At 56.7% G+C, this 13,882-nt stretch carries 9 protein-coding genes; 2 read left to right on the top strand and 7 right to left on the bottom strand.

Features of this window, described 5'->3' with window-relative positions; translation table 11 throughout:
• Positions 1-74: 74 nt before the first annotated feature.
• From EXE51_RS14295 to EXE51_RS14270, 6 genes are all read right to left on the bottom strand, one after another.
• Entirely contained in the window at positions 75-1,352 is a 1,278-nt protein-coding gene (locus EXE51_RS14295; RefSeq protein ID WP_121571058.1) for a Cdc6/Cdc18 family protein, read from the bottom strand.
• Between the two features lie 499 nt (positions 1,353-1,851).
• Positions 1,852-2,361: a hypothetical protein gene (locus EXE51_RS14290; RefSeq protein ID WP_137692886.1), complete on the bottom strand. Its 510-nt coding sequence runs from the start codon at positions 2,359-2,361 to the stop codon at positions 1,852-1,854.
• Between the two features lie 149 nt (positions 2,362-2,510).
• Complete coding sequence (locus EXE51_RS14285; RefSeq protein WP_077152424.1) at positions 2,511-3,332, bottom strand: IS5 family transposase; 822 nt, start codon at positions 3,330-3,332, stop codon at positions 2,511-2,513.
• Between the two features lie 921 nt (positions 3,333-4,253).
• Positions 4,254-6,419 carry a type B DNA-directed DNA polymerase gene (locus tag EXE51_RS14280; protein ID WP_199234061.1) on the bottom strand — a complete coding sequence of 722 codons (2,166 nt, stop codon included), beginning with the start codon at positions 6,417-6,419 and terminating at the stop codon, positions 4,254-4,256.
• 2 nt (positions 6,420-6,421) lie between these two features.
• On the bottom strand, positions 6,422-6,727 hold the full coding sequence (locus EXE51_RS14275) for a hypothetical protein (RefSeq protein WP_137692884.1): 306 nt from the start codon (positions 6,725-6,727) through the stop codon (positions 6,422-6,424).
• Between the two features lie 2 nt (positions 6,728-6,729).
• Positions 6,730-7,569: a hypothetical protein gene (locus tag EXE51_RS14270; protein WP_137692914.1), complete on the bottom strand. Its 840-nt coding sequence runs from the start codon at positions 7,567-7,569 to the stop codon at positions 6,730-6,732.
• 1,039 nt (positions 7,570-8,608) lie between these two features.
• Here EXE51_RS14270 and EXE51_RS14260 point away from each other — a divergent pair.
• Positions 8,609-9,295: an SOS response-associated peptidase gene (locus EXE51_RS14260; protein ID WP_137692882.1), complete on the top strand. Its 687-nt coding sequence runs from the start codon at positions 8,609-8,611 to the stop codon at positions 9,293-9,295.
• Between the two features lie 18 nt (positions 9,296-9,313).
• On the opposite strand, the gene EXE51_RS14255 is transcribed toward EXE51_RS14260, so the two are convergent.
• Entirely contained in the window at positions 9,314-10,342 is a 1,029-nt protein-coding gene (locus EXE51_RS14255; RefSeq protein WP_137692881.1) for a Cdc6/Cdc18 family protein, read from the bottom strand.
• A gap of 402 nt (positions 10,343-10,744) precedes the next feature.
• Here EXE51_RS14255 and EXE51_RS14250 point away from each other — a divergent pair, with 402 nt between their 5' ends.
• The gene (locus EXE51_RS14250; RefSeq protein ID WP_241990637.1) at positions 10,745-13,882 is read left to right on the top strand and encodes an McrB family protein; all 3,138 of its coding nucleotides are present in this window, start codon (positions 10,745-10,747) and stop codon (positions 13,880-13,882) included.

Here is a 13,882-nt window from a genome sequence, read left to right as displayed (position 1 = left end):
CACCCACCCCACGTTTCCGACGTATCGAGAGATACACTCGTGATCAGGGGTGTGGTCGGTGACCGAAACGGGAGCTAGGCCAGGTCTTCCAGCCGGCTATCCCGGAGGACAGATTTCAGCACGATGCCGGTGTCCTGAACCAGCCGGTGCTCGAGATAACTGCCTTCACCCCGGCCACCCCCGGTCCGAGTTGATTCAACGACGCCGAGGAATGCCTGCTCTTTCAACAGCTCGTAGACGCGGTGCTCGCTGAGAGTCTTCGCATCAGCCTTCTCTGTCGTCGCTTGATACCGTTCGTAAATCCGGTTGGTGGAGAATCCATCCTCGTTCGGATTCTCTTCGGTGAGCAGCGCGAGCGAATAGAGGATGAATTTGACCTGGGTCGTCGACCCGCGTAGCAGCTCCTCGAACCGATCGATTTCAGCCCACTCCTGAGCATCACGAACGTGTTCCTCAACGACTGTATCGACGTTTTCTCGTTCGGCTAGTTCGCCGGCGTGACGAAGAATTTCGATGGCCTTTCTGGCGTCACCGTGTTCTTGAGCGGCTAGTGCCGCCGTCAGCGGGATCACATCATCCGAGAGAACGCCATCATGGAACGCGTCCCGTCGGTGCTTCATAATCTCGCGCAGTTGATTCGCGTCGTAGGGTTGGAAGACGAATTCCTCCTCGCGAAGACTGGACTTAACGCGTTCGTTCAGCTGGTCGCGATACTCGATCTTGTTGCTGACGGCGATGACGCCCAGGTGGCAATCCGCTTTCCCCGATTCGCGAGCTCGCGAGAGCTGCATAAGAATATCATCGTCATCGAGTCGGTCGACCTCGTCGAGAATGATGATGACTGACTCGTAGGCAGTATCCAGAATCTCCCAGAGATAGTCGTAGTATTCACCGCTGCCAATCCCTGCGCGTGGAATATCGAAGTCAGTCTCGTCCGTCTCGTTGAGTGAACGAGTCACCGTCCTCGCGACGCGTGTCTGTGTGTTGTGCTGCGCGCAGTCGACGTAGACCGTGCCGACGGACACACCGTTCGACTCCGCGGCTCGCCGGGCTCGTTCGGTGACGTGACGGGCAACGAGCGACTTCCCGGTTCCCGTTTTGCCGTAAATAATCACGTTGTTGGGCGGATCGCCACGAACGATTGGCCTGAGTTCAGCAGCAACGGCCTTGATCTCGCCATCCCGGCCGACGATACGGCCGCTTTCAGGGACGTGGCCAACCTTCAGCAGTTCCTTGCGAGCGAAAATGTTGGCGCGGTCGGGGTCATCTTCATCAAAGTCAAAGAGGGGATCGTCAGCGGGATCCTCGTAGCGGCCGTCGAAGTCAGAGAGTTGGGACGGTTCCTCAGCCATCAATATCAGACATCGCGGATGGGACCTACTTAATGATTTGGCTACCTCGACCAGAGTGTAAATCGGGCTATGGTCGTCTTCTGATGTTTTGTCGCTGGCGTATAATCCTCACAAAGGGTCGAGTCGGTCCCGAGTGAAATCGGATTCGGAGCAAGCGTTACCGACGCAGACCGGCACCCCCAATCCAGAGTGAAAACGCCAGACTGGAGCGGGTTTGACACACCCCTGGTCAAGAGTGAATAGCCCTCCATCCAGGATCAGCGTACTTGGTTGAGACGACACCCCCCGTCCAGAGTGTATCTCCCGAACCGGGTAATCAATCATTTGGCTCTGTTGAAATCCCATTATTCAGACATAAAATCGTGTGAAACGGCTGTAAATGAGAATTGTATGCTGGCTTCAACTGGGTTAGTGTCGATTAGTTGAGAGTTGCTTCAATGGAACCCAATAAAGCCGTATATTATTTTCAGAGAGTGAATGTGAAAGATCGGCCCAGAAGTTACTTAGGATCTTCACGGCGTTTATATTCAATACCATTCTGGACTAATATATCCTCAACATCTGATAGAGTATCTGTTTCACTCTTAGACCACGTCGGCATCAATTGAACTACTCGGAGTTTTTCAGAGTCATTCTCCTGATACTGTATGATCATGTGTGGATGACCGATCTTATTTGGTTTGGACAAGATGATCTGTTGGATTGTTCCAAACTCAATTTTAGTTTCGTCAGAGACTCCAAAATACCTATTGTAGACATATTTCCCAGATAATAATAAAAACCCCAAAAGTACACCGCTAACTAATCCATTTACCGCGACTTCTCTGACAAATATACTAGTGTTAAAAACAATCGACAATATCAGATAGAGAGCTGTTGTTGACAGAATTATTTGTAGTGTATGGCTATTTTTCAGGAGACGCTTGGCTCTAGTGATTTTGTTACTTTCGATCTCGATATAGTCATCATGGACCACACAATGTCCCGGAAGAATTTGGAATTGATCCATGAGCGAGATTATAACAGCCGATTAAATTAGGGGATGAATTACCCAATCAAAATGGTTTGGATCTATGGCGCTCTTGCTTAACGTGGAAACACCAATATATTTCACTAATACTCACGCGGATTTTCATCTAAAGTACGCAGATCGACCGCTCAGAGTGACCGGTCGAGATTATGAACGAGACAAGCGATAGTGAGTTCACGGAACTGTTTCCACCAGTGTCGTGATCGAACGAACGCACCGTACTTTCGCTTGAGCGTGGAGTTCACACTCTCGGATTGACTCCGCTGGCCGTAGAGATCAGCGTCTAAGCGAGCGTTCCATGCCTTGTGGAGTGATGTGAACTCACGATGCTTGATTAGTGGCCGAATCTCGTGTTGCCGGGCGAGCCGTCTGATTTTCTGATCGTCGTAGCCTTTGTCTCCGAGGAGAATGCCAATATCCTCGGAGTTGCGCTTGATCAACGACGGCGCAATCTGGCTATCGTGTTTTCGTGTTGTCGTCACGTGGAGATCGAGGATTGCGTTCACTTTCGTATCGACCAGCAACGTCACTTTGAGCTGCTGAATCGTGAGTTCAGCTCGTTTCGTGTAGTGTTTCGAAGCGTGACTGCGGTCAAACCCTGACGCATCAACACCAACGATACCGCTCGTCGGAAGTAGCGTCGCTGAGAGAGTCAATATAGCACGCCATACAGCCATATCAAGTCGATTGAACGCTTTACAGAGCGTTGATGGCGTGGGAAGTTCGGCTAATCTAAGAACTCGACGAATGCGTGGCATCTCGATTAACTCATCAAGCAGGCCACGATAGGTCGTGTTCTTCCGAACTTTGAGACAGAGCAGAACAACGTGCTGGGGAAGTGTATAGCGGTGTTTGGAGAATTTCGAGGAGTACCGAGAGACAGCTCGCCGTGCCAGATGGATCGCCTTCTCAGTAAACCGGAGAATCTGCGACTTCGGGAGGGACTTCATCTCATTGAATTACACGGCGAACATGTAACTCTCTGAGGATTTCAACAGAGCCAATCATTTCTATGAGAGGACACATCGGCCCTGGACGTCTGACGCACGGCAGACACCCCTCGTCCAGAGTGAAAGCGCTGGTGTGACGAGCTGGAGTGGAGTGTGAACCTCGAGTGATGCTGACGAGCGTTCGTCGGCACCCCCAATCAAGAGTGAAGACGCAGGTCAGATCTCCATCCGAAGCAAAGCAGGGTACAATCGGAACTGTCGGGATCGGGTATCTTGATTCCGATTGATGAGGGAGATCGGGAGATACCAATCCCGATTTCGGCTTTGATGCCGGTTCGCTGGTTGGCGAATAGTCAGAATGACGATTGTTCCTTCAACGTCTCATAATACGCGGACGATGGAATCGAACCCCCCACACCCCTCGTCCAGAGTGAAACGCTACGAGAGTCCCTCGGTTGACCCGACGGAAACCACACGACGAGTCGGCTGGCAAGTACCGAAATCACAAGACGTGAGACGAGTACGCCCCGAACAGCAGTCGGCACACAGTCGAAGTTTCCCCCAAACATACCAACCTGCATAGTATTACCTAGAAGTTTTATTACTACCTACCTCCTACCACTCTCCAAGTGCATTCAGCACAGGGAAGAGGACGAAGGCGGCATTCGTCCGGGTGGTTTCGAACCGCTGCTCGTGTTTGCTGTTCCATTTCTTCCGTGTTCTTCCGTCTCAGGTGGTCTTTCCGTGATTCTTGCTGAGCTTCTCCCACGAGAACCCCCGTTTCCCGTGGACCTCGCCCCACTCTCTTGATTGGTTTTCACTCTGGACGAGGGGTGTGTGGGCGAAGTATTCTCTCCAGCTCCCTTCCGTGTCTCCACTCAGTATTAACCAACAACTCTCCCGATACCTCGATGGTGTTGGTTAACTTCTTCCAATCTCGGTGAAGGCGGTCAAGTCCGTTTCACGAGTTTCCGCGATCTCGCGTCGAATCTCCGTCCGATCCCAGCCAAGCGGTGACAGCACACTCTCGACAGCTCTGACGAGTTGCGTCTCGTAGTACGACGCATCGTACGACTCTACCTCTTCGTGGGCCAACGCGACTCGCTCTCGCGAACTCTTCTCGTCGTCGACGACCACGTACTCGATGTCTTGTCCCGGGTGGATAGCGAGGTCCTGGTCCCGAGACCGCTTCAGCGCCGCCACGTTCTGCGTGTTCTGCGTGTACCCTTCCAGCGGCTTGGAGACACGATTCCGTTCGACGAGCTGCTCGACCGGCACCGTTCCAGCGTGGAGGCGCTTGATCGCGTCCTGAAGACAGTCGAATACGGTGTCCGGTGACCGAGTCGCGTCGAGCCGTTCGAGACAGTCCCGCTGGACGTCCTTGATGAACGGTGGGGTGGAACGCTGCCGGGCTTCGATACCGCGTATCTTGAAGTCGTCGTCGCCGGCGACCTTCCCGAAGTACTTCGTCAACGCGCCGGCGTCGCTCTCGCGCTGCGGGACGAACGCCACCCAGTCGTAGTGGGCTTCGTGTTCGAGCCGGATCTCGACCTCTTCTGTGATTGCCGTCGCGAGCGTCTCGAGGTCCTCGCGGTCATCGTCGTCGGTGTCGGGGTCCGGGGTCACCCAGATGGAGTCGACGATGCCGTGAACGACCCGCCAGCCGCCGGCTTCCAGTCGCTGTTTCGCCGTCAGCAGAATCTCGCGAGCGAACGCGTTGATCGCTTCGTGGCACTCGATGCGGCCGAATTTCGCGTTGCTGAACCCTTGATAGCCGAAGCAGGCGACGAGGATCCACTTCAGCGCTCCCGACCGCCCCTCGAGTTCTGCCAGTCGGTCCTCGTCGGGGTCGTCCCGTTCCTTCTCGTGACGGATGGTCGCCTTGATCTCGTCGCGTGCGTCGATGATCGGCTGTAGCACGTCGACGAGGTAACCCCGCTCGTCGCAGATCGAGTACCCGAGGCCGGGGACGTCGTCGCGGTCGCTGTGGCAGTCACACCGGATGACGTCCGGCGAGACGTTCCGCGTACAGATGATGTTCGGGTACAACGAGGAGAAGTCGAGTTCGTGGACGTTCTCGTGGAGGCCGACCTCGGGCGCGAAGATGAAGCCACCGCGGTCGGCGTCGTGGAGCGTCCCCATCGGCTTGTAGAACTCGTGACGCCAGGAGTTCCATGGCACGAGGATGTCGCGGTCGTGGGCCTCGCAGATCTGGATCGCCGTGAGCACGTTCCCGATCGACGCCCACGCAAGTTCCTGGACGGGCTTTTTCGAGCGCGACACGAGGTCGAGGACGCCGTCGAGGTTCGTCTCCCCGTAGAAGAACGTGTTCGACTCGTCGATAATCGCCCGGCCGGGCACGTTGTACCGCGCCGGGGAGTGGCCGACGCGGCCGTAGCTCGAGTACGTCGACCGGCTCGCGAGCTGCTGGTAGTCGACGTCCGGCCACCGACTCAGCGAGAAGTCGTCGACGCCGGCGTCCGTCGCCATCTCGTACAGGGTCGGGACGATCTCGCTGGTTGAGCAGACCAGGACGTCCGGATCGTGCGCTTCGAGTGCCTCTTGGACGGCGGTCAGGATATCCGTCGGCGAGCCGGTGACGGTGTCGCCGGCAACGGACAGTTCCTCGTAGACGTCGTTGCTCGTTTCGGTCACCGGGACGCTGAGCCGGAGCGTCGACAGCTCGCTCGCCGGCGTCGGATCGGCGCCGGTCTCCAGACAGTACCGGAACTCCCGCGAGAAGTCGACGTTGAAACAGGCGAGATCCCCGACTGGATAGTCCGACAGCTGGCGCGTCTGCCGGGCGAGTGGAGTGACGCGGTCGATGTGGGCAACGTCGACTGCGAGAACGGCCTCCTCGTCCCGTCGAAAGCCCGGTCGTCGCGCAACCAGTTCGGTCGCGACGACGTCCGGGTGCTGGTCGTACACCGACTGGAGCGTCGTGAGGTCGAGGTCGGCATCAGGGTCGCGAGCGGCGACGTAGAAGCGTGGGGTGTAGTCATCGCGCTCGGTCGCGACGGCACCGTCGGCGGTTGCCTCCCACTCCAGGACGCGGCCGTCGTCCAAGAAGTCGATGCTGAACGGCATCGTCACGGGTTCGAGTCCGGTGGGGCACTCTCTTGGTCATCGCGTGCTGCGACCGCGGCTTCGAGCTCCTCGAGGCGTTCCTCGTGGTCGTCGAGGCGGGCCTCCTGTTCGAGATCGATGCTGAGCAGCGCCGGCAGCAGCGGGTTCTGGTGGTTCAACAGCCCGCTCGCGTCGGCGTGCTTGCGGGCGTACTCGAACAGCTGGTCGAAGCGCGGTTGGTCGCGACGCCGCAGTGCCCGGCGGAACTCCGCCCAGCGCTCTTCGATGGCCCGGAGTGCATCCCGGTACGTCGGGTTTGTGCGCCCCATCTCTATCGCCCTCCTGTCCCGGTCGCCGTCCACGCATCGAGCAGGGGATCCGCGGTGGCCGCCACCGTCTCACCGTCAGCGGTGACTCCTGTCCCGACACCCTCCGGGGTCGGCGTCGACGGCGCCGGCGTCGTCGGTTCCACGCCGACCTGCGTGGCGCGTGCCGCGAGCAGCTGCCGCCAGTACGCGAACGTCGTCTGGTAGTACGCGCCGTCGTCGACGGGATAGACGAGTGTCTCGAAGTCTTCACCCACGATCCGTGGCCCCATCCGGGTTTGCTCGCATTCCAGGTGGTGGTCGGCGACCGTCGCGACCGGTTCGGTGAATTCGTTTCGTTCGTTTCGCGTAACGAGAACCGGGATGTCGTACCCCTCGGCGTAGGTCGCCAACCGGGCAAGGGTGCGGGCCTGGAGGGTTTTCGCGTGGGTTTCGCCGAGGGTATCGTCGGCACGGTACTGGGCGTCGACGGCCGGCGCGACGATGAGAGCGGGTGTGTGGGGCGACGTGTCCTCGTCACGACTTGGTTCCCCTCGAACGGCCGCCCTGGCGTCGGTGGTGGACATCTGGATCGACTTGTTCACCGCTGACGGGAGATCACAGACGGCGCCGTAGTGCTGGTAGGCAGTGAATCCGCGGGCGACGTGGATTCGGTTGAGCAACCGTTGACTGGGCGCGATCTGGGCGAGTGTCGTCGTCGTCGCGTGTCCATTTGCGTCGACCCAGAAGGCGGGTCCGTCATGCAGGAGGAGGTGGTCGAGCACGAGCGACTGAAGGATTGGGACGCCGCGGCCTCCCTCGACGTCGAGCAACGTGATGCCGTCACCAAGCTGCGGCAACAGCATCTCGTCCCTAGCCGGATCGGCCTGGTCAGCAAGGGACCGATTGCGGTCAGCTCCCCGTGTCGGCTGGTCCACAGCAAGACGGTTCGAGGGAGCTGTCGATTGGTCAGGCATACTTGATTGGATGTCCACAATCCCGATAAGCCGCGGCGTGTCGCTTCCACGTTTCAGGGAACACAGATGGATTGTATCCAATCACGGTACAGTCCCGTGAATTCTCTGTGTGGGGGCTGTTTCCGAGACCATTTCCTGAATCAAGACCTACCTATTGTTAACCAACAGATCTGCGCTTTGCATCAAGACGTTGGTTAATAGACCACAGCTGTCAACTCAGATTCTCTCGCTCGGAATGTTAATGCTCAACACTGCGTTGTATGCGGTGCTCTATGAGCTACCCACGAACCTACGTCGATCACCGAGATCCGAATCATCACGAAGCAATCCACCCGACTCGAAACATCGGGAACTCTCACGTTGTCGCGGGAGAATTCCTCACCTCACGGTTTCACGATGCTCTCCAAACTGTTCTCCACCCACTGGGAGAGTCATTGGGCATCCAAGACCAACACGCACTCAACGATCTCGGGATCATTCACGCCAATGGGTCGCTCAACGATATGTCCCCGATCGTCCGTACATACGTCAAGCTTGACGACTATTGGACTCGAACTCATCGAACCTCTCTCAACGAGTTATTCGCCGACCGACGTGCTCACGTCCTAAGCTGTTGTACGCGGTGCCTTCCTGAATTCTCTCGACACACATTCGAAGTCGAATCCGGACGGTCTGGTGCTGCGCTAGATACTACCCTTGCCCCGCTTCTCGAAAGTGGATTTCTCTCCGACAACGACGATGAGAAAACGACCTATTCTGTCGATGAACTTCATGCGCTGTATCGGCCGACGGAACGACTCTTCGACGCACTTCTTGACCAAGCAGCTGTCCTCTGTGAGCTGCTGCCCCCGACCGAGCTCTAATCGAACGAGTCCGGGCTTTCAGACATCCAGACACGTTGAATAATCTCCCGGTCGAATCAGGATGTATGTGTGGCCGGAACTCGCTCTTCATCGACCAAGCAGACCTCGAGGACCGCTTCGATGCCGAGGTCGTCGCGGACGGCGGGTACACACCCCGATACAACATCGCACCTGGTGACGATCTCCACATCATCACGAACGAGGCTCAAGACGAGATCGACGCCTACCACTGGGGGCTGATTCCGTTCTGGGCGGACGAACCCGAGGAGGGCATCATCAACGCTCGCGCCGAGACTGCCGACGAGAAACGCGTCTTCGAGCGGGCGTGGGAATCACGTCCCTGCCTCGTCCCCTCGTCGGGGTTCTACGAGTGGAAATCGCCAAACGGCGGTTCGAAACAGCCCTACCGGATTCACCGCGAGGACGACCCCGCATTCGCGATGGCCGGGCTCTGGGACGTCTGGGAGGGCGACGACGAGACGATCTCGTGCGTCACGATTCTCACGACGGAGCCGAACGACCTGATGAACTCAATCCACGACCGGATGCCGGTCGTCCTCCCGCAGGACGCTGAGTCCGACTGGCTCGCCGCAGACCCGGACACCCGCAAGGAACTGTGCCAGCCGTACCCGAAGGACGATCTGGACGCATACGAGATCTCGACGCGGGTCAACAACCCCGGCAACGACGATTCCCAGGTCATCGAGCCGCTGGACCACGAGCAATCGGGCCTCGGCGAGTTCAGTTCCTGATAGCTGACGGGGTCACCGTTACTGCATCGGCGACGCCGCTGCCGAATCGACAAGCGAGTACTCTCGGTCCCGACTCGTCCCTTCCGCCTCGAGGAGATTGTACTGCTCCATCTTCGAGAGGTACGTGCGGATAGTCCGTTTCGTCCGCGGGTCATCGACGTCCTCGGTATAGCGCTCGTGAATCTCGCTCGGCCCGACTGGGCCGTGCTCGCGAACGATGTCGTAGACGACGCGCTGGTGCGGCGTGAGCGAGTCGAGGCTCTTCTGCTTGATCTGGGCCCGAGCATCCTCGGCGGCGTCCAGGAGAATGTCGTCGGTGATGCGCTCGTGGTTCTCCCGATCGGCCTTGCCGGCAGCCGTTCGGAGGATGCCGATTGCGAGGCGAGCGTCGCCGGCGGCCGCGTCGGCGATCCGGTAGAGCTGGTCGTCGGTGATGACGTCCTCATCGAGGCCCCACTTCGCCCGCGCACTCAGAATGTCGTACAGCTGCTCGTCGTGGTACTTGTCCATCCGGACGTGTTCGCTGGAGCGCAGGCGGCTCACGAGGCGGTCGTCGACGCGGCTGAACAGCTCCTCTTCCTTGTTCGCGATGCAGATGATCGCGAACTGCGGGAGGCTGTGAAGGTCGTAGATGACGCTGGGGTCCTCCAGCTGGTCGACCTCGTCGAGGATGACGACGGTTCGCGGGCCATCGTGTTGCTGAAGGCGGTCGACGAGTTCGTCGTGCGGCGTCGATTGCCGGTGGATGTCGATGGTCGCACCGAGGTCGTCGAGGATCTGGTAGAGCGTCCGGTACCGGGTGTAGTTGCGCCAGCAGTTGACGTAGGTGGTCTCGACGTCGAGAACCTCTTCCCGGAGGCGTTCGGTGACGAACTTCGAGATGCAGGTCTTGCCGGCGCCGCTGGGCCCGGTGACGATGGCGGTGTCGGCGGGTTCCCCGTTCGTGATAGGCTCGAGAACGCTGGAGAGATGGTTGACTTCGGCGTCGCGATGCTCAACTTCCCTAGGAACGAACCCGGCTCGGAGAACGCGAGCATCGCGGATCATCTATATCTGGTAGACTGGTTTTCAGGCTAGTATTAAAAACGTGGCCGGGTTGTTTCCGGAATCATTCCCTATCGCCCTAAGCTGATCCTGTAAAAACCCTTGCAGTAGCGCGATTCTGGTTTGTGGAAAGCAGTCATTTCCGAGAGTTTCCGGAATCAACTGCTGGCCGAGAATTCATTATACCGGAATCCCCAATTCGTCACCACCGATCCCGGTTGGTCTTTTGCTCCCAAAGCGACTCACAGCACGCATATGGCTTGAACCTGGGATTGGGTCCTCTTTGGGCTAGATTCGGATTTCTGCTTTCTAGACGATGTTCCAAACATACCGACCGTGGAACCGTCCGCGGGGATTTAGGTGACTGGTTTTATTTAGCCAATAGGCAATCTATTGGTATCATCGATGACTGATGCCTATTTCGTTCATACTAATCGGCAACATCACAATCCAATCGATTTTGAACGACTATTCGAGGACGTCAGCGTAGCCGCGACGTTTGCCGACAAGTCGGAGTACGGAGAACAGCTTCAACCCCTAAATGAGGGCGACAGGGTTCTGATGTATGATCAACCCTCTGGCACCTATGTTGGAGTTGGCACTGTGTCGGAGCCGTGGAGTGGTGAAGGTATTACCGACCCTGAAAAGAAGGTGGCCCCGGACGATGATGTCGAAGAGTTTCACGTCGGCATCGATTGGGAACACTGGCGACACCCGACGAATGGCTACAATCGGGCGAAGGTCAACCGGATTTTAGGATATGATGAGGCCTATGCTCCCCCACAGTCGGTTATGCCGATCAAAAATCCCGATGAGCAGGCGATCGAGCGAGTCTACGGCATAATTAGTGATGGTGGAGAGATGCCTACAATATTGACTCCCGGCCAGCGGGAGGTACTCGAAGAGTGGCGAGAAGTCGCGGAAAACCATACCGCTGGCGAGGAATTTGATTTCGAAAAACACGACAGGACGAAAGATATCCGAGAGCGAGCGGATGCGTTCATCGACGATCCCACCTCGGAACGGTTCAAGTCGATGTGGGACCGGATGCATGCCGCTATCCAACGTGGTAACGCCGAGAACATACTGTCTAAGTGGGACAATTCGATTGACGAACTTGCGGATCTTATAAAAGAAATTCGTGATGCCGATCAATACGACGACCAGTGGGAAGCTGAACTAGGTGGTAAAACGACGGTCCGGGAACTCTTTGGTAACCTCCATATTGAGGAGTATCCGATCATCAACGCCGCTACTGAGAGCGGTCTGGCCTTCTTCGACTACGATCAACCAGGCTCCTACGCAGAGGGTGTCGAGGAGTTCGAAGATTTCCTCGAAACATATGAGCAAGTTGTTGGCCACGCGACAGCAGAAGCTGATCACGGACTCGAGGTCCCGATTCGGCTTGAGGTGGATCAGCTATTCAATGTGATCGACAAGGTCGACGAGTCGAGTATCGAGAACGAATCTTCTGACGCGGCAATCCGACTCTATCGGACGGTGCTCGACGCTAAGACTGACTCTGGTACTGAGGGCGGCGCCGCATCAACGCCAACAATTCAGGACCTTGCAGGGACGGACGCTACCCCGTTCTGGGTCAATCAAGGCAATCAAGCTGAAATTCGAGACGAATATCTGAGAGCTAAAGTAGATAATGAGTGGCACCACGATCTTGAACGAGTAGCGGAAGGCGATGTAATCTTCCATAATTTCGACGACGAGCTCATCGGCTACTCAATCGCCACGGGTCATCACGAAACATACTCCTTCCGTGACCAGAAGTACCAGCGAATCGCTGTCGACTTTCACTGGTTCAATGAACCACTCTCTGTCGATAGCGAGTTTAAGGAAAATCTCGGTCAAGACAAATACCGAACAGAAAAATACTATCCAATAAACTCAAACGATCACCTCCAAGAAGCATATCTCGCGGATCTCTCGAACGCAGCTGCAAACTTTCTCCTCAGCCAAGTTGATATCGACGTCGAGCAGGTGACCTCAACCGACGCCACTGAACTCCCGTCAAAGCCGAATAGTGCTGAAGAAATCGAACGACAGCTCGTCCAGAACAAGCAGGTTATCTTGTATGGTCCTCCTGGAACGGGGAAGACCTTCGACGCGAAGCGTTTTGCGAGACGATGGATCCACGAGCAAACCGAGAGGGAGCCCACAGGCAAACAAATTCGCTCGGTGACGTTCCATCCCTCGTTTTCTTACGAGGATTTCACCGAGGGGCTGACTGCCGACGCAACAGAGTCTGGAAGTGTTACCTACGATGTCGAGGATGGGGTGCTGAAACACGTTGCTGAGGACGCGAGCGACGCGCTGGAGGCAACGCCGGCGGGTGAGCAGGCACCGCCGTTTGTCCTGATCATCGACGAGATCAACCGCGGAAATCTCGCTCAGATCTTCGGTGAAGTCATCACCCTTCTGGAGGCCGATAAACGAGGCAGCTTCGAGGTCGAACTTGCACACTCCGGCGATTCGTTCACGCTACCTCCGAATCTCTACATCATCGGGACGATGAACACTGCCGACCAGTCGATATCGCTGGTCGATACGGCACTCCGTCGACGGTTCCGATTTATTGATTTCCCACCAAATCTCGATGTCGTCTTCGAGCAGTACGACACCATCGACGCCGGGATGGAACCCGAAGAACTGCTCACAGCACCTACTGGAGCCGTCTCAGATAGGGACCGGCTCTTAGCAGCCAGTATCCTCGCTATTGATGAACTCAACGAGCGTATTTTGGACGCGGCACAGCTTGGGAAAGGAAAACAGCTCGGCCACACCTACCTCCTCGAACACGATTCGAGGGCAGCAGTCGTCGACGCGTGGCGCTTCGATATATTGCCTCAACTGGAAGAATACTACTTTGGGCAGCTCGACCGGCTTCGAGAAGATCTTCTCGATGGGACTGGTGAGACACTATTTGACTGGAATACTGAGCGTATTCAGTCATTCAATGCCACCGACCTCTATACGGCGCTCTGTACGCTCGGCGGGATCGAGAACCCAGTTGATCTGTCCGGCCAAGAACGTGAATCATCTGTAGAATCAGACTCTGACTCCGCTGACGACACATGGGGGAAAGGGGAAAGAACAACTGAGGCGTTCCGTGACCGGATTTCGTCAACGCTTGATCCGGCGAACGCCGAAAAAATATCCCAGTTGATTGAAGATGCCGACGATATAGCCAATCTTGATCCTGGGGACGGCGACTATGCGAGTTTGATGGTGAAAGCAGATTCGGTCAACCCATCTGTCGGGGTCATTCAGATCGAGGAAGATGGAACGATTGGGTTCCGGTGGAACTGGGTAGTCTCGAACGACAATAGTGAGGTTTCACCGGCGTTCATCGACGATGCCGCCACGGTCTTTGAATCGGTTACGGGTTATCAACACGAGTGGGACCCGGAAGACGGGGAGAACGGGGATTTCGAGAGCCCTGAGCTCAACGTACAAGATCTTGCACAGTCAGATATCGACGATCTCATCGAAAGCCTTCGCGAGTTCGTCAATCGGGCGAACGAACAATAG

It is taken from the genome of Halorubrum sp. CGM5_25_10-8B, from assembly GCF_005435095.1.
GTDB lineage: Archaea > Halobacteriota > Halobacteria > Halobacteriales > Haloferacaceae > Halorubrum > Halorubrum ezzemoulense.
The sequence above is the reverse complement of the archived record's forward strand: the minus strand, read 5'-3'. Positions and strand labels throughout refer to the sequence as shown.

What these genes read in the sequence shown, in the direction of transcription:
- EXE51_RS14295 (WP_121571058.1), bottom strand. Translation starts at nt 1,352, where the DNA reads ATGGCTGAGGAACCGTCCCAACTCTCTGACTTCGACGGCCGCTACGAG.
- EXE51_RS14290 (WP_137692886.1), bottom strand. Translation starts at nt 2,361, where the DNA reads ATGGATCAATTCCAAATTCTTCCGGGACATTGTGTGGTCCATGATGAC.
- EXE51_RS14285 (WP_077152424.1), bottom strand. Translation starts at nt 3,332, where the DNA reads ATGAAGTCCCTCCCGAAGTCGCAGATTCTCCGGTTTACTGAGAAGGCG.
- EXE51_RS14280 (WP_199234061.1), bottom strand. Translation starts at nt 6,419, where the DNA reads ATGCCGTTCAGCATCGACTTCTTGGACGACGGCCGCGTCCTGGAGTGG.
- EXE51_RS14275 (WP_137692884.1), bottom strand. Translation starts at nt 6,727, where the DNA reads ATGGGGCGCACAAACCCGACGTACCGGGATGCACTCCGGGCCATCGAA.
- EXE51_RS14270 (WP_137692914.1), bottom strand. Translation starts at nt 7,569, where the DNA reads ATGCTGTTGCCGCAGCTTGGTGACGGCATCACGTTGCTCGACGTCGAG.
- EXE51_RS14260 (WP_137692882.1), top strand. Translation starts at nt 8,609, where the DNA reads ATGTGTGGCCGGAACTCGCTCTTCATCGACCAAGCAGACCTCGAGGAC.
- EXE51_RS14255 (WP_137692881.1), bottom strand. Translation starts at nt 10,342, where the DNA reads ATGATCCGCGATGCTCGCGTTCTCCGAGCCGGGTTCGTTCCTAGGGAA.
- EXE51_RS14250 (WP_241990637.1), top strand. Translation starts at nt 10,745, where the DNA reads ATGACTGATGCCTATTTCGTTCATACTAATCGGCAACATCACAATCCA.